This is a genomic window from Pseudomonas sp. Tri1, from assembly GCF_017968885.1.
In the GTDB taxonomy this organism is placed as follows: domain Bacteria; phylum Pseudomonadota; class Gammaproteobacteria; order Pseudomonadales; family Pseudomonadaceae; genus Aquipseudomonas.
This window is the reverse complement of the sequence record NZ_CP072913.1, coordinates 2,338,677-2,358,501: the sequence shown is the minus strand read 5'-3', so window position 1 is coordinate 2,358,501 and position 19,825 is coordinate 2,338,677. Positions and strand designations below refer to the sequence as shown.

Genomic DNA, 19,825 nt, shown 5'->3' with positions numbered 1-19,825 from the left:
CTCCCTGTGGGAGCGAGCTTGCTCGCGATGGCGGTGTGTCAGTCAATATCAACGCTGCTGATCCGACGCTATCGCGAGCAAGCCCGCTTCCGCAGGGGGATTGGTGGTTAACGCGCGGCCAAGTCCTGCTCCTTGAGCGTATCGAACAACGCCTGCGCCGCCGCCGACAGTTCATGCCCCGGCTTGGTCAGTACACCGATGGCCCGTTCGATCACCGGATCGCTCAGGGTGATGCAACGGGCGCCCAATTCATGCATCTGCCCCACACACAGGGCTGGCACTGCACTCACCCCCAAGCCGCTGGCGACCATCCGTCCGACGGTCGCCAGCTGATGGCTCTCGAACTCCACGGGCAGCTTCATGCCCCGGGCCTGCAAATGCTCTTCAAGCATCACACGCACGGTGGATGGCCGTTGCAAGGTAATAAACGGCTGTTCCAGCAAGGTCTGCCAGTGGATGTCACGCAACTGGGCCAGCGGTGAATCCAGCGGCACCACCGCAACAAAGCGATCCAGATACAAAGGGGTGAAGGTCAGGGACGAACCCTGCATCGGCTCGAATGCCACACCCAATTCGACATGTCGGTCACGCACCATTTCCAGCACCTGTTCGTTGATCACGTCGTTGACCGTGACGTTGACATTCGGATAGCGGGCGCGGAAGGTCTTGAGGATCGGCGGCAGCAGGTTGCCGGCAAATGACGGCATCGCCGCCAACGTCACACGCCCGCGCTGCAAAGTGAAGCGCTGGCGCATTTCATCCTCGGCGTTGTCCCAGTCGGCAACCAACCGCCGGGCCAGTGGCAACAAGGACTCACCTTCAGGTGTCAGCGCAACGTTGCGGGTATTGCGACTGAACAAGCGTCCACCCAGGCCTTCTTCCAAAGCCTTGATGGTCAGGCTCAGGGCCGACTGGGACAGGTGCAATCGCTCGCAAGCCACGGCGAAGCTCAGGCTCTGGGCCACGGCGAGGAAGGCGCGTACTTGCTTAAGGGTCATGGGCGTTCTGTGTCCGGTTGCGTCGAAGGGATAACTATTGAGTTTTATCAATCAATCCAATCTAAAAATCAACTTAACAAATATATGAGTTGGCGCAACACTGCATCTCATTGCGACCCCATCAAGAATAAAAGAGGTGTCTATGGCAGGTTTCGACAAACGCGTGAGTTCTTATGAAGAAGCGCTGGAAGGCTTGAAGGACGGCATGACCGTCATCGCCGGTGGTTTCGGCCTCTGCGGCATTCCGGAAAACCTGATCGCCGAGATCAAGCGCAAGGGTATTCGCGATCTCACCGTGGTCTCCAACAACTGCGGCGTCGACGGTTTCGGCCTCGGCGTGCTGCTCGAAGACCGGCAGATCCGCAAGGTGGTGGCCTCCTACGTGGGCGAAAACGCCCTCTTCGAGAAGCAACTGCTAAGTGGCGAAATCGAAGTCGTACTCACCCCCCAAGGCACCCTCGCCGAAAAAATGCGCGCCGGTGGCGCCGGCATCCCGGCCTTCTTCACCGCCACCGGCGTCGGCACGCCAGTGGCCGAAGGCAAGGAAGTGCGTGAATTCCATGGCCGCCAGTACCTGATGGAAGAATCCATCACCGGCGATTTCGCCATCGTCAAAGGCTGGAAAGCCGACCATTTCGGCAACGTGATCTATCGCCACACCGCCCAGAACTTCAACCCGCTGGCCGCCACGGCCGGCAAGATCACCGTGGTGGAAGTCGAAGAAATCGTCGAACCCGGCGAGCTGGACCCGACACAGATCCACACCCCTGGCATCTACGTCGACCGGGTCATTTGCGGCACGTTCGAGAAGCGCATCGAACAGCGCACCGTGCGTAAGTGATCCCCTGCCTCCGGCCCGAATGAAGGAATAACAACATGGCACTTTCCCGCGAACAAATGGCTCAACGCGTCGCCCGCGAAATGCAGGACGGCTACTACGTGAACCTGGGCATCGGCATTCCGACCCTGGTCGCCAACTACATCCCCGAAGGCATGGAAGTCATGCTGCAGTCGGAAAACGGCCTGCTCGGCATGGGCGCGTTCCCCACCGAAGCCGAGGTCGATGCCGACATGATCAACGCCGGCAAGCAGACCGTCACCGCGCGCATCGGAGCCTCGATCTTCTCCTCGGCCGAATCGTTTGCCATGATCCGTGGCGGGCACATCGACCTGACCGTGCTCGGCGCGTTCGAGGTGGACGTCGAAGGCAACATTGCTTCATGGATGATCCCTGGCAAGCTGGTCAAGGGCATGGGCGGTGCAATGGACCTGGTGGCCGGTGCCGAAAACATCATCGTCACCATGACCCACGCATCCAAGGACGGCGAGTCGAAGCTGCTGCCGCGTTGCAGCCTGCCGCTGACCGGCGCCGGCTGCATCAAGCGGGTACTGACCGACCTGGCCTATCTGGAAATCCAGGACGGCGCCTTCATCCTGAAAGAACGGGCCCCGGGCGTCAGCGTCGAGGAAATCGTCGCCAAGACCGCCGGCAAACTTATCGTGCCGGACCATGTGCCTGAAATGCAGTTCGCTGCCCAGTGAGGAGAGATTCGATGCAAGAAGTCGTGATTGTCGCCGCCACCCGTACTGCCATTGGCAGTTTCCAGGGTTCGCTGGCCTCCATTCCCGCACCGGAACTCGGTGCAGCGGTGATTCGTCGCCTGCTGGAACAGACCGGCCTGTCCGGCGAGCAGGTCGATGAAGTGATCCTCGGCCAGGTGCTGACCGCGGGCTCCGGGCAAAACCCGGCCCGTCAGGCGTCGATCCTCGCCGGCCTGCCCCACGCGGTGCCGGCACTGACCCTGAACAAGGTCTGTGGTTCGGGGCTCAAGGCCTTGCACCTGGGCGCCCAGGCGATTCGCTGTGGCGATGCCGAGGTCATCATCGCCGGCGGCATGGAGAACATGAGCCTGGCCCCGTACGTATTGCCGGCCGCCCGCACCGGCCTGCGCATGGGCCATGCGAAGATGATCGACAGCATGATCACCGATGGCCTGTGGGATGCCTTCAACGACTACCACATGGGCATCACTGCCGAGAACCTGGTGGACAAGTACGGCATCAGCCGCGAAGAGCAGGACGCCTTTGCCGCCGCGTCCCAGCAGAAAGCCGTGGCCGCCATCGAAGGCGGTCGGTTTGCCGATGAGATCACGCCGATCCTGATTCCGCAGCGCAAGGGTGATCCCGTGGCATTCGCCACCGATGAACAGCCGCGGGCCGGCACCACCGCCGAATCCCTGGGCAAGCTCAAGCCCGCCTTCAAGAAGGACGGCAGCGTCACCGCCGGCAATGCTTCGTCGCTCAATGACGGCGCTGCGGCGGTCGTGCTGATGAGCGCGGAGAAAGCCAAGGCGCTGGGCTTGCCGGTACTGGCGAAAATCAGTGCCTACGCCAACGCTGGCGTCGACCCGGCCATCATGGGCATTGGCCCGGTCTCGGCCACCCGCCGCTGCCTGGACAAGGCCGGTTGGTCGCTGGAGCAACTGGACCTGATCGAAGCCAACGAAGCCTTCGCCGCCCAGTCACTGGCCGTGGCGAGGGAGTTGAAATGGGACATGGACAAGGTCAACGTCAATGGCGGCGCCATCGCCCTGGGTCACCCCATCGGTGCTTCAGGTTGCCGGGTATTGGTGTCGCTGCTGCATGAAATGATCAAGCGCGACGCCAAGAAAGGCCTCGCAACGCTGTGCATCGGCGGCGGTCAGGGCGTGGCCTTGGCGCTGGAACGAGCTTAACCGGCAAAGGGTTCAACAGTGCTTGTGCGGACCCACGAATATCCGCGCAGCCACTGGCAACACCACCGGCGCAACCTGGGTTGCGCCGGTTTTTTTTGCCTGCCGGTTTTGAGCATGGCCTGCCGGCCTCATCGCGAGCAAGCTCGCTCCCACAGGGGATGGGGGTGTTCACAGATGCGGCGTCCACCACAGATCACGTGTGGGAGCGAGCTTGCTCGCGAAGGCGGTGGGTCAGCTTGCATCGATGTTGAATGTGACGCCGCCATCGCGAGCAGGCTCGCTCCCACAGGGGATGGGGGTGTTCACAGATGCGGCGTCCACCACAGATCAAGTGTGGGAGCGAGCCTGCTCGCGAAGGCGGTGGGTCAGCTTGCATCGATGTTGAATGTAACGCCGTCATCGCGCGCAGGCTCGCTCCCACAGGGGATGGGGGTGTTCACAGATGCGGCGTCCACCACAGATCAAGTGTGGGAGCGAGCTTGCTCGCGAAGGCGGTGGGTCAGCTTGCATCGATGTTGAATGTGACGCCGCCATCGCGAGCAAGCTCGCTCCCACAGGGGATGGGGGTGTTCACAGATGCGGCGTCCACCACAGATCAAGTCTGGGAGCGAGCTTGCTCGCGAAGGCGGTGGGTCAGCTTGCATCGATGTTGAATGTGACGCCGCCATCGCGAGCAAGCTCGCTCCCACAGGGGATGGGGGTGTTCACAGATGCGGCGTCCACCACAGATCAAGTGTGGGAGCGAGCCTGCTCGCGAAGGCGGTGGGTCAGCTTGCATCGATGTTGAATGTGACGCCGCCATCGCGAGCAAGCTCGCTCCCACAGGGGATGGGGGTGTTCACAGATGCGGCGTCCACCACAGATCAAGTGTGGGAGCGAGCTTGCTCGCGAAGGCGGTGGGTCAGCTTGCATCGATGTTGAATGTGACGCCGCCATCGCGAGCAAGCTCGCTCCCACAGGGGATGGGGGTGTTCACAGATGCGGCGTCCACCACAGATCAAGTGTGGGAGCGAGCTTGCTCGCGAAGGCGGTGGGTCAGCTTGCATCGATGTTGAATGTGACGCCGCCATCGCGAGCAAGCTCGCTCCCACAGGGGATGGGGGTGTTCACAGATGCGGCGTCCACCACAGATCAAGCTCGCTCCCACAGGGGACTGGGTTGGGTACAAAATCGGAGAACACCATCGATCCATTGTGGGAGCGAGCCTGCTCGCGATAGCGACAGGTCAGGCGACGATGAGCCCTCAGGCCCCCGCGCCAAACCGGTCGCGGCTGTTGGTCAGGTGCAGCCACATGGCGGCGCGGGCGGCGTCCGGGTCTTGGCGCTTGATGGCGTTGAAGATCGCCTCATGCTCCAGATTGGCCAGTTGCGCCAGTTTCCCGAGGTCCGCCTGGCCGCGTTCGGCCACGTTCACCCGGGTCCTGGGGATCATCGCACTGCCCAGGTGCTGCATGATTTCGACAAAACAGGTGTTGTCCGTGGCTTCGGCGATGAGCAGATGGAAACGCCGGTCGGCTTCGACGCAGCTGTCGTTATTGCTGTATGAGTGCTGATAGTCATCCAGCGCCTGACGCATCTGCTGCAAATGACGCTCACTACGGCGCTGAGCCGCCAACGCAGCCGCCTGGGTTTCCAGGCCCAGGCGCAGTTCCAGGATGCCCCGCACCCCCGCCGCGGTATCGACATTGAGCCGTAACCCCGGCTCGCCGGTTTGCTCCAGCACAAAGGTGCCGATGCCGTGACGGGTCTCCACCAGTCCAGACGCCTGCAACTTGGAAATCGCCTCGCGCACCACCGTCCGACTGACGCCATGCTCACGCACAATGGCACCTTCCGATGGCAGCTTTTCCCCAGGTTTCAACTGCCCCAGCAAGATGCTCTGGCTCAGCTTCGCCACCAAGTCATGGGCCAGGTTATGGGTACGTTTGCGCAGCGGCGCTTCGGTGTCTTGCATCGCCAGGGCTCCTCGAAAACAGGCTGATCGATCCTACCATCAGCAGGCTTGAGAGTGAGCATTACTGAACACTCAACTTGTATGACAACACACCGCTTTTGGCGATTTATCTCGAATATCAACGCCATGACAGACTCGCTACCTGCCGCACCACTTTCCCTCCGCGTCCTCACATATACCCACACCACCCCATAAACACAGTGCAATAAAGCCTAACCGCCCATCCAATCGCGCTCAAAAAAGTCTTGTCACTCAAAAAAATCAAGTTGTATGATGTCTATCAACATCGGCACCTGCACGATGCCCCGCATAAAAATAACGAGTGGGAGAAAAACCAGTGAACACATCCAGCCTCAAGGCGAATGCCGGCGCGGATCCCGTGCTGCTGTCGGCCATATCCAAGGTCAAGCGCCACATCCTGCCGCTGTTCGTCATCATGTTTATCGTCAACTACATCGACCGCGTGAACATCGGCTTCGTGCGCGCCCATATGGAGCACGACCTGGGCATCGGCGCAGCCGCGTACGGCCTGGGTGCCGGCCTGTTCTTCATCGGCTACGCGTTGTTCGAAGTCCCCTCCAACATCCTGCTGCAGAAAATCGGTGCACGTATCTGGCTCACCCGCATCATGCTCACCTGGGGCCTGGTTGCAGCCGGCATGGCGTTCATCCAGAACGAAACCCACTTCTACATCCTGCGCTTCCTGCTGGGGGTGGCCGAAGCCGGGTTCTTCCCAGGGGTGATTTATTACTTCACCCGCTGGTTACCGGGGGTTGAACGCGGCAAAGCCATCGCCATTTTCCTCAGTGGCTCGGCCATTGCGTCGTTGATCTCCGGACCGCTGTCGGGGTTGCTGCTGCAAATCAACGGCCTGGGCATGCACGGCTGGCAGTGGATGTACTTCATCGAAGGGATGTTCTCCGTCTGCCTGTGCGTCTTCGTCTGGTTCTGGCTGGACTCCAAGCCCCACGACGCCAAATGGCTGAGCCGTGAGGAACAGGACGCGCTGGTCAAGACCATTGACGATGAACAGCGGGCCCGTGAAGCCGCCACACCGGTAAAGCTGTCCATTGGTCAGTTGCTCAAGGATCGCCAGATCATCCTGTTTTGCCTGATCTATTTCTTCATCCAGCTGACGATCTACGCCGCCACGTTCTGGCTGCCGAGCATCATCAAGAAGATGGGCGAGCTCAGCGATATCCAAGTCGGGCTGTTCAACTCGATCCCCTGGCTGCTGTCGATTGTCGGCATGTACGCCTTCGCCTCGCTGTCGGCCAAATGGAAATTCCAACAGGCCTGGGTGGCCACTGCCCTGTTGATCGCTGCGGCCGGGATGTTCATGTCCACCACCGGCGGGCCGATCTTCGCCTTCGTCGCCATCTGTTTCGCGGCCCTGGGCTTCAAGTCGGCGTCGTCGCTGTTCTGGCCGATCCCCCAGGCCTACCTGGACGCGCGGATCGCCGCTGGGGTGATTGCGTTGATCAACTCGGTGGGCAACCTTGGTGGCTTCGTCGCCCCCACCACCTTCGGCCTGCTGGAAGAGCACACCGGCTCGATCCAGGGTGGCCTCTATGGCCTGGCGGCCACCTCGATCATTGCCGCGATCATTGTGTTTGCCGCGCGCAATACGCCCAAGCCCAAAACCGTGACAACCTCAGCCGATCCGGCCGCCAGCCACGTCTGATCATTCGATTGTTCAAGGATAAGTACAGATGAGCCTCTCAGAAACCAGCAAAGCCCCGATCATCACCAGCATGCAGATCGTGCCCGTGGCCGGCCATGACGGCATGCTGCTGAACCTCAGCGGCGCCCACGGCCCGTTCTTCACCCGCAACATCGTTATCCTCAAGGACAACGCCGGGCACACCGGCGTGGGCGAAGTCCCCGGTGGCGAGCGCATTCGCCAGACCCTGGAAGACGCCCGCTCGCTGGTGGTCGGCAGCCCCATCGGCACGTACCAGAAAATCCTCAACACGGTACGCCAGGCGTTCGCTGACCGCGATGCCGGCGGCCGTGGCCTGCAGACCTTCGACCTGCGCATCACCATCCACGCGGTGACCGGCCTGGAAGCGGCGTTGCTGGACCTGCTTGGCCAACACCTGGATGTACCAGTCGCGGCCCTGCTCGGCGAAGGTCAGCAGCGCGATGAAGTGAAGATGCTCGGTTATCTGTTTTATGTCGGTGATCGCCAGCAGACCGACCTGGCCTACCGCAGCGAGCCGGACGCCGACAACGACTGGTTCCGCATCCGCCACGAAAAGGCCCTGGACGCCGACGCCGTGGTGCGCCTGGCCGAAGCCGCCCATTCGCGCTACGGCTTCCAGGACTTCAAGCTCAAGGGCGGCGTGCTCCAGGGCGATGCGGAGATCGAGGCGGTCACCGCACTGGCCGAGCGCTTTCCCCAGGCGCGCATCACCCTGGACCCGAACGGCGCATGGTCTCTCAAGGAAGCGGTCCGCTTGTGCCGCGACCAGCACAAGGTGTTGGCTTATGCCGAAGACCCTTGCGGCGCCGAGAACGGCTATTCCGGTCGCGAGGTCATGGCCGAGTTCCGCCGCGCCACCGGCCTCAAGACTGCCACCAACATGATCGCCACCGACTGGCGCGAGATGGGCCACGCCATCACTTTGCAGTCAGTGGACATCCCCTTGGCCGATCCGCATTTCTGGACCATGCAGGGTTCGGTGCGGGTGGCGCAGATGTGCAATGAATGGGGCCTGACCTGGGGTTCGCATTCCAACAACCACTTCGACATTTCCCTGGCGATGTTCACCCACGTGGCCGCCGCCGCACCCGGCGACATCACGGCCATCGACACTCACTGGATCTGGCAGGACGGCCAGCGGTTGACCAAGGCACCCTTGCAGATCCAGGGCGGTTGCGTGCAGGTGCCGAAAAAACCGGGGCTGGGGATTGAGCTGGACACGGATCAACTGGCCAAGGCCCATGAGCTGTACAAAGGCATGGGGCTAGGGGCGCGGGACGATGCGGTGGCGATGCAGTACCTGATTCCGGGCTGGACGTTCAACAACAAGCGGCCGTGCCTGGTGCGCTGACAATTGCAAAAACCTGTGGGAGCGAGCTTGCTCGCGATTGCGGTGGACCAGTCACATCGATATCGACTGGTGCCCCGCTATCGCGAGCAAGCTCGCTCCCACATTTGGTCGATCACGTCCTTGAGCTTGAAGTCACCCACGACCCCTTGTGGGAGCGAGCCTGCTCCCACAAGGGGCGGCGTGAGCTAGCCCTCCGGTCGCAGGATCAACACCGCCAACGGCGGCAGATTGAGTTCCAGCGACAGGTTCTGCCCATGGCTGGGGACTTCTTCGGTGGAGGCACCGCCGCCATTGCCGTAGTTGGAACCGGCGTAGGTGTCGGCATCGCTATTGAGCAGTTCCACCCAACGTCCGGCGAACGGCACGCCAACCCGGTACGCCTCACGCGGCACCGGAGTGAAGTTGGCCACCACCAGCACCGGCCGGCCTTCCTTGCTCCAGCGCAGCCAGGCATAGACGCTGTTGACCGCATCATCGCCAATCAGCCACTGGAAGCCCTGGGGCGCGTCGTCCTGATCATGCAGCGCCGGCTCTTCGCGATAGAGCCGGTTCAGGTCGCTCACCAATCGCTGTACCCCACGGTGCTCAGGGTATTGCAGCAGGTACCAATCCAGTTGCTGATCGTGGTTCCACTCGCGCCACTGGCCGAACTCGCAGCCCATGAACAGCAGCTTCTTGCCCGGATGCCCCCACATGAAGCTGAGGTAAGCCCGCAGGTTGGCGAATTTCTGCCAGCGATCACCCGGCATCTTGTCGATCAGCGAGCGTTTGCCGTGAACCACCTCGTCATGGGAAATCGGCAGGACAAACCGCTCGGACCAGGCGTACATCAGGCCAAAACTCAATTCATTGTGGTGGTGGGCGCGGTACACCGGGTCCTGCTGGATGTAGTGCAGCGAATCATGCATCCAGCCCATGTTCCATTTATAGGCGAAGCCCAGGCCGCCTTGTTGCGTGCTCTGGCTGACGCCCGGCCAGGCCGTGGACTCTTCGGCAATGACCAACGCGCCAGGGGTCTCCAGCGCCACCACGTCGTTGAGGTGTCGCAGGAAATCGATGGCTTCCAGGTTCTCGCGCCCGCCGTGGCGATTGGGCACCCACTCGCCCGCCTTGCGCGAATAGTCGCGGTACAACATCGAAGCCACGGCATCCACACGCAGGCCGTCGATATGGAAATGCTTCAACCAGTGCAGCGCCGAAGCCAACATGAAGCCGTGAACTTCGGTACGTCCCAGGTTGTAGATCAGTGTGTCCCAGTCCTGGTGAAACCCTTCCAGCGGATTGCCGTATTCGTACAGCGCGGTGCCGTCGAACTGCGCCAGGCCGTGGGCGTCGGTGGGGAAATGCGCCGGCACCCAGTCGAGGATCACGCCAATGTTGGCCTGGTGACAGGCGTTGACGAACGCGGCAAAGTCGTCGGGAGAGCCGAAACGCGCCGTCGGGGCGAACTGCGACAACGGCTGATAGCCCCAGGAACCGCCGAACGGGTGTTCCATGATCGGCATCAGTTCGATGTGAGTGAAACCCAGATCCCTGACATAGGGAATCAGCCGCTCGGCCATTTCATGCCAGTTGTACTGCCGGGCCACCTCCCCCGCCTCGTCGATTTCGCACTGCCAGGAGCCGGCGTGCAATTCGTAGATCGACAGCGGCGCGCCAGGGAGCTGGCGCTCGCGACGCTGCTGCATCCACTCATCGTCCTGCCACTCGATCTTCAAGGGCGAGGCGACTTTCGACGCCGTGTCTGGCGGCATTTGCGTGGCCAGGGCCACCGGGTCGGCCTTGAGCGGCAAGATGCCGTGGGCACCGAGGATTTCATATTTGTAGCCTTCACCCGCGCCAAGCCGCGGAATGAACAGCTCCCAAACGCCGGACGGATAGCGGATGCGCATCGGATGCCGGCGCCCGTCCCAGACGTTGAAATCGCCAACCACTGAGACGCGTCGGGCATTCGGCGCCCACACGGCGAAGCGCACGCCGTCGATACCATCGACGGTGGTCAGTTGCGCACCAAGGCAGGAACTGAGGTCGCGGTGATTACCCTCGCCGAACAGATAAAGGTCCATTTCCCCCAGCAGTGGCCCGAAACTGTACGGGTCCTCCGCTACTTGCTCACCGCCGGCCCAACGGGTGCGCAACAGATACGCCTGGGCACGGTCGAAATGGCCGACGAACAGGCCCGGGGTTTGGGTGGCTTGCAGTTCACCCAGCTCTTCACCGCCATCGCGGGCGAGCACATGCACACTCAAGGCACCGGGCAGGTATGCGCGGATGAACTGCCCGCCGGCCCCATCATCGTGGGGGCCGAGGATAGAAAACGGATCGTGATGTTCGGCGCGCACCAGCGCGTCGATGTCATGGGGCGCCGGCAGCAATGACTCTTTGGCCTGCCCCTGGGATTCTTTGTTCGAGACACTCATGATTCTCTCCACTAAATCGGTCCGGCTAAGTCGGAAAAGGGTTTCAGCCCACTCAATAACCCGTACAGACCGTGCAAGGGCACGGGCAGCCAGGCGGGGCGATTCTCGGCTTCATAGGCCACTTCATAGGCCGCCTTCTCCAGGCCGAACAACGCCAGCGCAGCGTTTTCGCCTTCAGCATCCTTCCATTCATGAGCAAGACTAGCTGCCGCCAGTCGATATGCCTGGACAAATGCCTCGCGGGCCTCTTTTAAATAACGATCGGCCACCCGTTGCCGCGCCGCATCGGCATCGGCGGTGCTGTCGACGGTGTTCAAATGGATCGCCATGGCCGCCGCGTAATCGAAGGAGCGCAACACACCGCTGACGTCCTTGTACGGGCTGTGCTTGCCTCGACGCTCATGCAGCGGCCGCGCCGGCTCGCCTTCGAAGTCGATCAAATAGGCGTCGCCCTTGATCACCAGCACCTGCCCCAAATGCAGGTCGCCGTGGACGCGGATACGCAAACCACCGGCTGCCTTGCCGGCCAACTCCTGGATGTGGGCCAGGACGGTTTTCTTGTGCTCCAGCAAACGTGCGACCATGGCCTGGTCCGCCGGGTTCAACTGGCCCTGGTTCTGCTTGAGCAGACGCAAGGCGTTTTCCACCTGCGCGGCCACGTCCTTGCCAATGGCCTGGGCCTCCTTGGCATTGGTGGCCTGGGGAGCGAAGTCCGGATCGTCGTTGGCCTGGGCCAGCACCTGATGCATTTCCCCCAGGCGCTGGCCAAGCATGCCGGCGAAATCCTTCAGCTCGCCCAAGGCGTTGTAGTGCTGCTCCTGCTCGGAAACAGCATCGGCCAACTCGTCGCGCAAGGCGCGCTCAAGGTTGTTCTGGGTCCATTCCCAGGCATCGCCCTGATTGCTCAGGTAGCCCTGGGCAATCATCAGCAGCGCATCCTCGCCCTGGGCGTCGCGACGGATCACCGAACCCAGCAGCGGCGAGATATTGCTGAAGCCTGCCGCCGTCAGATAGGCGCTCATTTCCAGTTCCGGATGCACGCCCGAGGCGACTTTGCGGATCAGCTTGAGCACCAGGCTACCGCCGACCACTACCGAACTGTTGGACTGTTCGGCGGACAGGTAGCGAACCTCTGGTTCGGCCCCCAGGTTCAACGCGGTCAAGCCTTCGGTGGGCTCGAAACGCAATTCGCCTTCGGTGCATGGCAGCACCGTGCCGGCCTGCATGCCTTGCAGCACGGCCCGTATGAAATGTTCCAAGCTGAACGCATCAGTGATCAAACCGACCTGGCGAACCCGACGCACGCGAGACAATGCCAATTGCTGTGGCAACGCCGCGCCCACCTGATCTTCAGGCAGCAGGCCGAACGGCAGCTGATAGCGCAGGGTCTGGCCAGCGCTGGTGACGTCGATTTCGCTGAGCAGCACCGGATGCTGCGGGTCACCGAAGCGCACGCCATAGACAATGTTGACCTTCTCGATCGCGCTGTCCTTGCCGGCGAACCAGCGACGATTCTGCAGCCAGCTTGGCAGGATGGTCTGCTCCAGGGTGGTGCGCGACGGTGCTTCGAGCAACTCTTCCAGGCGTTTCTTCAGCACCAGGGTGGTGAAGTCCGGCAGGCTCTGGGCCGGTTCAACGTGCCAGCTCGGCATCTGGTTTTCGGCCGCCAGGGCAAACCAATAGAAGCCATACGGTGGCAGGGTCAGCAGGAAATTCAGCTGGCCGATGGGCGGGAAGGCATTACCGCCAAGCATCTCCACCGGGACCATGCCGGCGTAGGCCGACAGGTCCAGCTCGGCGGCCTGGGCGCTGCGGGACACGTTGGCCACGCACAGGATGATTTCGTGCTTGCCATCGGCACCGGTGTATTCACGGGTGTAGGCCAGGATCCGGCGATTGCTCGGCGAAAGCATCTTCAGCGTGCCCCGACCGAAGGCCTTGGACTGCTTGCGCACCGCCAGCATTCGCCGGGTCCAGTTGAGCAGCGAATGCGGGTCACCGGCCTGGGTCTCGACGTTGACCGACTGGTAGCCGTATTGCGGATCCATGATCGGCGGCAGCACCAGGCTGGCCGGGTCAGCCCGGGAGAAGCCGCCATTGCGGTCGATGGACCACTGCATCGGCGTGCGTACGCCATCGCGGTCGCCCAGATAGATGTTGTCGCCCATGCCGATTTCATCGCCGTAGTACAAGGTCGGCGTGCCAGGCATCGACAGCAGCAGGCTGTTGAGCAATTCCACGCGGCGACGATCGCGCTCCATCAGCGGCGCCAGGCGCCGGCGAATCCCCAGGTTGATCCGTGCCCGACGGTCGGCCGCGTAGTAGTTCCACAGGTAGTCGCGCTCCTTGTCGGTGACCATTTCCAGGGTCAGCTCATCGTGGTTGCGCAGAAAAATCGCCCACTGGCAATTGGCCGGGATCTCCGGGGTCTGACGCAAGATATCGGTGATGGGGAAACGGTCTTCCTGGGCCAGCGCCATGTACATGCGCGGCATCAGCGGGAAGTGGAACGCCATGTGACATTCGTCACCGTTCATACCCTGGGCATCGACATCGCCGAAATACAGCTGGGTGTCTTCCGGCCACTGGTTGGCTTCGGCCAGCAACATGCGGTCGGGGTAGTTGGCGTCGATCTCGGCACGGATCTGCTTGAGGACGTCGTGGGTCTCAGGCAGGTTTTCGTTGTTGGTGCCGTCGCGCTCGATCAGGTACGGAATGGCGTCCAGGCGCAGGCCGTCGATGCCCATGTCCAGCCAGTAGCGCATCACCGACAGCACGGCCTTGATGACCTGCGGATTATCGAAATTGAGGTCGGGCTGGTGGGAGTAGAAACGGTGCCAGAAATACTGACCGGCCACCGGGTCCCAGGTCCAGTTGGATTTTTCGGTGTCGAGGAAAATGATCCGCGTGCCATCGTACTTGTGGTCGTCGTCGGACCACACGTAGAAATCCCGCGCCTTCGAACCCGGCTTGGCCTTGCGCGCGCGTTGGAACCAGGGATGCTGGTCCGAGGTATGGTTGATGACCAGCTCGGTGATCACCCGCAGGTTGCGCTTGTGGGCTTCGGCAATGAAGCGCCGCGCATCGGCCATGGTGCCGTAGTCGGGGCTGACGCCACGGTATTCGGCGATATCGTAACCATCGTCGCGCCTGGGCGAGGGATAGAACGGCAGCAGCCAGATGGTGTTGACGCCCAGATCGGCGATGTAGTCGAGTTTCTCGATCAGCCCGGGAAAGTCACCGATCCCGTCGTTATTGGAGTCGAAATAGGATTTTACGTGTACCTGATAAATCACCGCATCCTTGTACCAGAGCGGGTCTTTGATAAAGGTGGCAGACCGGGGTTTCTTCGCCATTTGCAACTCCTGATGAATTCAATAAAGCCGCGGGGATACAGGCTTGTGAGGTCTTTTTATGTGAGCAGGATTTTTGGTGGCGAGGGAGCTTGCTCCCGCTGGGACGCGAAGCGCCCCCCGAAAACACGACTGCTTCGCAGCCGAGCGGGAGCAAGCTCCCTCCACACAGCGTCCCTCACTCGAAATCTCGCTGCGTCACGCCACGCTGATCCGCCAAATCCCAAACGGCTGGTTCGCCGGGTCAATGCGCATGAACTGATACTTGCCATACCAGGTCCAGCGATGGCCGCTCATCAAATCCTCGCCCTCGGTCTGGGCGTCGTCCGGCAAGCCCATCTCCCACAGCGGTAGTTCGAAATTGGCTTCCTGCGGCTGGTGTGGATCGAGACTCACCGCCACCAGAATGAAATTGCTGCCGTCGGGCGTGCGCTTGCCGAAATAGAGAATATTGTCGTTCCAGGCGTTGTAGACCTTCAGGCCCAAGTGCGTATGCAACGCTGGGTTCTGCCGCCGGATGCGGTTGAGCTGGGCGATTTCGGCAATGATGTTGCCCGGCGCCGTGAAGTCCCGCGGGCGGATTTCGTACTTCTCCGAGTCGAGGTATTCCTCCTTGCCCGGCACCGGGGCCGACTCGCACAGCTCGAAGCCCGAATACATGCCCCACAGACCCGAACCCATGGTCGCCAGCGCCGCGCGGATCAGAAAGCCGGCGCGCCCTGACTCATGGAGAAAGGCCGGGTTGATGTCTGGCGTGTTGACGAAAAAATTCGGCCGGTAGCATTCGCGCCAGGGCGACTCGTTAAGCTCGGTGAAATAGGTCGCCAGTTCGGCTTTGCTGTTGCGCCAGGTGAAATAGGTGTAGCTCTGGGAATAACCGACCTTGCCCAGACGCGCCATCATTGCCGGAGTGGTGAAGGCCTCAGCGAGGAAAATCACTTCGGGGTGCTGGGCCCGCACATCGGCGATCAACCACTGCCAGAACGGCAACGGCTTGGTGTGGGGGTTGTCGACACGGAATATCTTCACGCCCTCATTCACCCAGCCCACCACGATGTCCCGCAGCTCCAGCCACAGGCTGGGAATCGCATCCGCCGCATAGAAGTCGACGTTGACGATGTCCTGGTATTTCTTCGGTGGGTTTTCCGCGTACTTGATCGTGCCGTCTGGCCGCCAGCTGAACCAGCCCGGATGCTGCTTGAGCCATGGATGGTCCTGGGAACACTGGATGGCGAAGTCGAGGGCGATCTCCAGGCCATGGTCAGCCGCTGCCGCTACCAGGCGCCGGAAGTCTTCACGCGACCCCAATTGTGGGTGAATCGCCTCGTGCCCGCCCTCCTCGCTGCCGATAGCATAAGGGCTGCCCGGATCGTCGGGGCCGGCGGTAAGGGAATTGTTCGGGCCTTTGCGGAAACTGCGACCGATGGGGTGGATCGGCGGGAAGTACAACACGTCGAAGCCCATGTCCTGGATCACCGCCAGGCGTGAATGCACATCGTTGAAGGTGCCGTGGCGGGCGGGATCATCAGTGATCGAGCGCGGGAACAGTTCGTACCAACTGGCAAACTCGGCCAGCTCACGCTCCACATCCAGTGGGTATTCGGGGCTGATGCTCAAGTAGGGCCGATGATCGGCCAGGGACATCAGATTGGCGCTGCGCGGTGCCAGGAACAGCGCCACCTGCTCGGCCGGCAACAGGCCGGAAAGTTCATGGTGCAACGCGCTCAATTGCTCCTTCAGTTCACCTTCGCTGCGCTCGGCGGCCATTTGCACCTGGGTGCGCCCTTCCTGCAGCTCCAGGCTGATGGGCACCCCGGCGCCAAACTTTTTTTCCAGCTCATAGCAAAAACTGGCGAACTGATCGATCCAGGCTTCGATGCAAAACCCATAGCGGCCCTGTTTCGGCACGTGGATCTGACCTTGCCAACCGTTATTGCCCAGGTCAGTCATGACCTCGCTGTTCCATACCTCATCGTCCAGCGCATGCCAACGAATGCGTACGGCCAGTTTGTCATGACCATCGGCGAACACTTTGCTGGTCACCGTCACGTCCTGCCCGGCCACGGCCTTGGCCGCGAATTGCCCGCCGTCGATCACCGGCATGGTGCTTTCAATCGCGATACGCGGCAACAACAGGGCCTGGGACAACGGCAGATGCGGGTTATAGGCCAAGTCAGTCGGGTGTTCAGCAGTCATCGAGCATCACTCCTTTTACGCCCCATGGACGCGCTTGTGGCGGTAAAGGCCCAACGGGTCCCTGAAAAAACTCACTTAAACTCCGAACCGAATCAGCGGTTAAAAGTTCAGAGGGATTTGCCCCGATGCTCCGGGGATCGAACCCGGCGCAAGGTGGTCAACAACAATAAGCACGACTCAAGCCATGTGCGTCACGGAGACCCGTCCCGATGAATATTCCCATCCCGGCCGAAACACCCGATCCGAACATCGACGACCCCACCTTGCCACCGCCCGGCCCTGATCCGGAACCGATTCCGAAGAAAGACCCGCCGCTCGATCCACAGCCGCCGTTGGGCGATCCGCCGAGCGAGCCGCTGCCGGAGCGGGTTTGATCCAACAGCGTAGAAATAAAGGATCCGAATGGCAAAAAACCTGTGGGGGCGAGCTTGCTCGCGATAGCGTTGGATCAGTCTGTATAGACGTTGGCAGACAAACCGCCATCGCGAGCAAGCTCGCTCCCACAGGTGCCTGCGTTTTGTCTGAAAGCCAGGTCACGGCTTGTCTTGCCTCTCCAGTGCCCGGACGATCACCGGCATCACACTGAAGATCACCAGCGCCAGTATCGTACTCAGCACCGCCGTCGCCTCCCGGCCCAGCCCGGCAGCGACGCCGATGGCGGCGGTCATCCACAGACCGGCGGCGGTGGTCAGGCCTTTGACATGGCTTTCGTCGCCGTCATTGTTTTTCAGGATCGTGCCGGCACCGAGAAAACCGATGCCGGCGACAACGCCTTGGATCACCCGGCTCATGGCGTCGGCCTGGGAGCCGGACATTTGCGGCACCAGCACGAACAACGCAGCCCCCAGGGCCACGAGCATGTGGGTACGCACGCCAGCAGCCTTGCCCTTGTGTTCGCGCTCGAAACCCAGGATGCCCCCCAGCAGCGCCGCCATCAGCAAGCGCACCGTGACCCTGGTCATCTGCTGGGCATCGGTGATGTCGGCGAATTCCGCTTGCAGGGTCATCCAGACTTCATGCCACCAGGCTTCCATGAGTCGTCCTCTTTTCAGTCGATAAACGATGGACCGCAAGCGGCGACAGAGGTGCGCTTGACCGCTGATCAGCCGCGACGAACCCTGGCGATGGGGCGACGCCTAACGTTCAGGACATTCAGAAGGAAGTGCAACCATGACACTGCGTATCGATGCCAACCAAATCTGCCACTTCGAGACCGCCGACGGCTCGCAACAGTGCCCTGCTCGGCAACTGACCGTGATCACTGATTCGGACAAAGCCATGTCTGCCGTGGATGTCAACGGCGAACGGATCTACCTCACCGAGGCCGAAGTCGATGCCTTGACTGTGGCCGGGGCGAGTGACGAGCGCCAGAATCTCAAGGCCACTGACAGCGGCTCGGTGATCTGAATCTACTCTCACGGATATCCGTGGTGAGGGCGCTTGCCCCTCGCCACAAAGGCTTGTTCGCCTATCCCCGAGTGCATCAAAGTGTCGCAGGGCCGGGGCTTTCTGGCATCTGATCCGGTTTTTATCAAAACACCTGAGTCTGTTATGCAAACAGTTCCATGGTCATAGTGCGCCGGCCAGATAGAGGCTGATGAGCGACCGACCATGAGCGATAGAATCCCCGTCCAGTTGATACAGACCTTCGAACCCTCGCCGCAGAAGATCAAGGCCCGGACCACCGACAACCTGATCCACACCCGCAGCTTCACCGGATTGTTTCGCACCTTGCGCATGAGCGGTGCGGGCGTTCTGTTCCTGCTGTTTTTCGGCACAGTCTGGCTGAACTGGGGTGGCCGGCAGGCAGTGCTCTGGGACCTTTCCGAAAGCAAATTCCACATCTTTGGCGCGACCTTCTGGCCCCAGGATTTCATCCTGCTGTCGGCCTTGCTGATCATCGCCGCCTTCGGCCTGTTCGCCATCACCGTGTTCGCCGGGCGCGTGTGGTGCGGCTATACCTGCCCGCAAAGCTCCTGGACCTGGATCTTCATGTGGTGCGAGAAAATCACCGAAGGCGAACGCAACCAGCGGATCAAGCTGCAAGCGGCGCCCTGGGGCCTGAACAAACTGCTGCGCCGCTCAGCCAAGCACACGTTATGGCTGGCCATCAGCCTGCTTACCGGCCTGACCTTCGTCGGCTACTTCACACCGATCCGGCCACTGGCCGAAGAGCTGCTGACCTTGCAAATGGCCGGCGTCAGCCTGTTCTGGGTACTCTTCTTTACTGCAGCCACCTACCTCAATGCCGGCTGGCTGCGCGAAGCGGTGTGCATGCACATGTGCCCCTACGCACGGTTCCAGAGCGTGATGTTCGACAAGGACACGCTGACCATTTCCTATGACAGCGCCCGCGGCGAGATCCGCGGCCCGCGCAAACGCGATGTGAATCCGGCCAATATTGGCCTGGGCGATTGCATCGACTGCCAGATGTGCGTGCAGGTCTGCCCCACCGGCATCGACATTCGCGATGGCCTGCAAATGGAATGCATCGGCTGCGCAGCGTGCATCGACGCCTGCGATTCGATCATGGACAAGATGGGCTACGCCCGCGGGCTGATCAAATACACCTCCGAACACCAGTTGCAGGGCGGCAAGACGCACCTGCTGCGGCCTCGGCTGGTGGGCTATACCGCCGTGCTGGTGGTGATGATCGGCGCACTGGCCCTGGCGCTGGTGGAGCGCCCCATGGTGTCCCTGGACGTGAGCAAGGACCGTGGACTGTTCCGCGAAAACAGCGCAGGCCAGATCGAGAACATCTATAGCCTGAAAATCATCAACAAGACCCAACAGCGTCAGGATTACCAGCTGTCCCTGGTGGACGGCGATGGCTTCGTCCTGCAAGGCAAGACGCAACTGAGCCTGGCGCCGGGGGAAATCGTCGATGTGCCGGTGTCGGTGGCAATGCTCAGCGAACGACCTGAACGCGGCTCCCGGGAAATGACCTTCAAGGTGGCCGACAGTGACGAGCCGAGTATCTACAGCAAGGCCAAGAGCCGTTTTGTCGCACCAATGAACCGGTGAAGCTTTAAGATGCCGAGCACTTGTGAGAACGAGCTTGCTCGCGATAGCGGTGGGTCAGCTTGCTCAATGCTGGATGTGCCAACGCCATC

Annotated in this window: 14 protein-coding genes and 1 pseudogene; 9 read left to right on the top strand and 6 right to left on the bottom strand. The window is 61.4% G+C overall.

All coding sequences use genetic code 11. The features are described 5' to 3' along the window. Window positions 1-107: 107 nt before the first annotated feature. The gene (locus J9870_RS10495; RefSeq protein WP_210643825.1) at window positions 108-998 is read right to left on the bottom strand and encodes a LysR family transcriptional regulator; all 891 of its coding nucleotides are present in this window, start codon (window positions 996-998) and stop codon (window positions 108-110) included. A gap of 142 nt (window positions 999-1,140) precedes the next feature. Here J9870_RS10495 and J9870_RS10490 point away from each other — a divergent pair, with 142 nt between their 5' ends. From J9870_RS10490 to J9870_RS29730, 4 genes and pseudogenes are all read left to right on the top strand, one after another. Beyond that, on the top strand, window positions 1,141-1,839 hold the full coding sequence (locus J9870_RS10490; protein WP_003200117.1) for a CoA transferase subunit A: 699 nt from the start codon (window positions 1,141-1,143) through the stop codon (window positions 1,837-1,839). A gap of 35 nt (window positions 1,840-1,874) precedes the next feature. Continuing rightward, the gene (locus J9870_RS10485) at window positions 1,875-2,540 is read left to right on the top strand and encodes a CoA transferase subunit B (protein WP_003180355.1); all 666 of its coding nucleotides are present in this window, start codon (window positions 1,875-1,877) and stop codon (window positions 2,538-2,540) included. 11 nt (window positions 2,541-2,551) lie between these two features. After that, complete coding sequence (locus J9870_RS10480) at window positions 2,552-3,733, top strand: acetyl-CoA C-acetyltransferase (RefSeq protein ID WP_210643824.1); 1,182 nt, start codon at window positions 2,552-2,554, stop codon at window positions 3,731-3,733. Between the two features lie 454 nt (window positions 3,734-4,187). Continuing rightward, window positions 4,188-4,838 (top strand): annotated as a pseudogene (locus tag J9870_RS29730) (hypothetical protein); the annotation flags it as partial. 138 nt (window positions 4,839-4,976) lie between these two features. On the opposite strand, the gene J9870_RS10475 reads toward J9870_RS29730, so the two are convergent. After that, a complete protein-coding gene (locus tag J9870_RS10475) occupies window positions 4,977-5,687 on the bottom strand; it encodes a FadR/GntR family transcriptional regulator (protein WP_210643823.1) in 711 nt (236 codons plus the stop codon). Window positions 5,688-6,024: 337 nt separating this feature from the next. On the opposite strand from J9870_RS10475, the gene J9870_RS10470 reads away from it, so the two are divergent. Continuing rightward, complete coding sequence (locus J9870_RS10470) at window positions 6,025-7,371, top strand: MFS transporter (protein ID WP_210643822.1); 1,347 nt, start codon at window positions 6,025-6,027, stop codon at window positions 7,369-7,371. Window positions 7,372-7,399: 28 nt separating this feature from the next. Beyond that, window positions 7,400-8,743: a glucarate dehydratase gene (gene gudD / locus J9870_RS10465; RefSeq protein ID WP_210643821.1), complete on the top strand. Its 1,344-nt coding sequence runs from the start codon at window positions 7,400-7,402 to the stop codon at window positions 8,741-8,743. A gap of 185 nt (window positions 8,744-8,928) precedes the next feature. On the opposite strand, the gene glgB is transcribed toward gudD, so the two are convergent. The 3 genes from glgB to J9870_RS10450 form a co-directional block, all read right to left on the bottom strand. Then, window positions 8,929-11,163, bottom strand: coding sequence for a 1,4-alpha-glucan branching protein GlgB (gene glgB, locus J9870_RS10460; RefSeq protein WP_210643820.1), 2,235 nt, complete (start codon window positions 11,161-11,163; stop codon window positions 8,929-8,931). An 11-nt stretch (window positions 11,164-11,174) separates the two neighbouring features. Beyond that, window positions 11,175-14,519 (bottom strand): maltose alpha-D-glucosyltransferase, encoded by a 3,345-nt coding sequence (gene treS, locus J9870_RS10455; protein ID WP_210643819.1) that lies wholly within the window; start codon window positions 14,517-14,519, stop codon window positions 11,175-11,177. Window positions 14,520-14,714: 195 nt separating this feature from the next. Then, entirely contained in the window at window positions 14,715-16,712 is a 1,998-nt protein-coding gene (locus J9870_RS10450; protein ID WP_210643818.1) for an alpha-1,4-glucan--maltose-1-phosphate maltosyltransferase, read from the bottom strand. Between the two features lie 209 nt (window positions 16,713-16,921). Here J9870_RS10450 and J9870_RS10445 point away from each other — a divergent pair, with 209 nt between their 5' ends. Continuing rightward, window positions 16,922-17,086, top strand: coding sequence for a hypothetical protein (locus J9870_RS10445; protein ID WP_210643817.1), 165 nt, complete (start codon window positions 16,922-16,924; stop codon window positions 17,084-17,086). Between the two features lie 159 nt (window positions 17,087-17,245). On the opposite strand, the gene J9870_RS10440 is transcribed toward J9870_RS10445, so the two are convergent. Continuing rightward, window positions 17,246-17,746, bottom strand: coding sequence for an MgtC/SapB family protein (locus tag J9870_RS10440; protein WP_210643816.1), 501 nt, complete (start codon window positions 17,744-17,746; stop codon window positions 17,246-17,248). 136 nt (window positions 17,747-17,882) lie between these two features. On the opposite strand from J9870_RS10440, the gene J9870_RS10435 reads away from it, so the two are divergent. Together J9870_RS10435 and ccoG are read left to right on the top strand one after the other, a co-directional pair. After that, window positions 17,883-18,119 (top strand): DUF3203 family protein, encoded by a 237-nt coding sequence (locus J9870_RS10435; protein WP_210643815.1) that lies wholly within the window; start codon window positions 17,883-17,885, stop codon window positions 18,117-18,119. A gap of 204 nt (window positions 18,120-18,323) precedes the next feature. Beyond that, a complete protein-coding gene (gene ccoG / locus J9870_RS10430) occupies window positions 18,324-19,736 on the top strand; it encodes a cytochrome c oxidase accessory protein CcoG (RefSeq protein ID WP_210643814.1) in 1,413 nt (470 codons plus the stop codon). The last annotated feature ends 89 nt before the right edge of the window (window positions 19,737-19,825 follow it).

What these genes read in the sequence shown, in the direction of transcription:
- J9870_RS10475 (WP_210643823.1), bottom strand. Translation starts at nt 5,687, where the DNA reads ATGCAAGACACCGAAGCGCCGCTGCGCAAACGTACCCATAACCTGGCC.
- J9870_RS10450 (WP_210643818.1), bottom strand. Translation starts at nt 16,712, where the DNA reads ATGACTGCTGAACACCCGACTGACTTGGCCTATAACCCGCATCTGCCG.
- ccoG (WP_210643814.1), top strand. Translation starts at nt 18,324, where the DNA reads ATGAGCGATAGAATCCCCGTCCAGTTGATACAGACCTTCGAACCCTCG.
- J9870_RS10445 (WP_210643817.1), top strand. Translation starts at nt 16,922, where the DNA reads ATGAATATTCCCATCCCGGCCGAAACACCCGATCCGAACATCGACGAC.
- J9870_RS10490 (WP_003200117.1), top strand. Translation starts at nt 1,141, where the DNA reads ATGGCAGGTTTCGACAAACGCGTGAGTTCTTATGAAGAAGCGCTGGAA.
- J9870_RS10480 (WP_210643824.1), top strand. Translation starts at nt 2,552, where the DNA reads ATGCAAGAAGTCGTGATTGTCGCCGCCACCCGTACTGCCATTGGCAGT.
- J9870_RS10495 (WP_210643825.1), bottom strand. Translation starts at nt 998, where the DNA reads ATGACCCTTAAGCAAGTACGCGCCTTCCTCGCCGTGGCCCAGAGCCTG.
- glgB (WP_210643820.1), bottom strand. Translation starts at nt 11,163, where the DNA reads ATGAGTGTCTCGAACAAAGAATCCCAGGGGCAGGCCAAAGAGTCATTG.
- gudD (WP_210643821.1), top strand. Translation starts at nt 7,400, where the DNA reads ATGAGCCTCTCAGAAACCAGCAAAGCCCCGATCATCACCAGCATGCAG.
- J9870_RS10440 (WP_210643816.1), bottom strand. Translation starts at nt 17,746, where the DNA reads ATGGAAGCCTGGTGGCATGAAGTCTGGATGACCCTGCAAGCGGAATTC.
- J9870_RS10435 (WP_210643815.1), top strand. Translation starts at nt 17,883, where the DNA reads ATGACACTGCGTATCGATGCCAACCAAATCTGCCACTTCGAGACCGCC.
- treS (WP_210643819.1), bottom strand. Translation starts at nt 14,519, where the DNA reads ATGGCGAAGAAACCCCGGTCTGCCACCTTTATCAAAGACCCGCTCTGG.
- J9870_RS10485 (WP_003180355.1), top strand. Translation starts at nt 1,875, where the DNA reads ATGGCACTTTCCCGCGAACAAATGGCTCAACGCGTCGCCCGCGAAATG.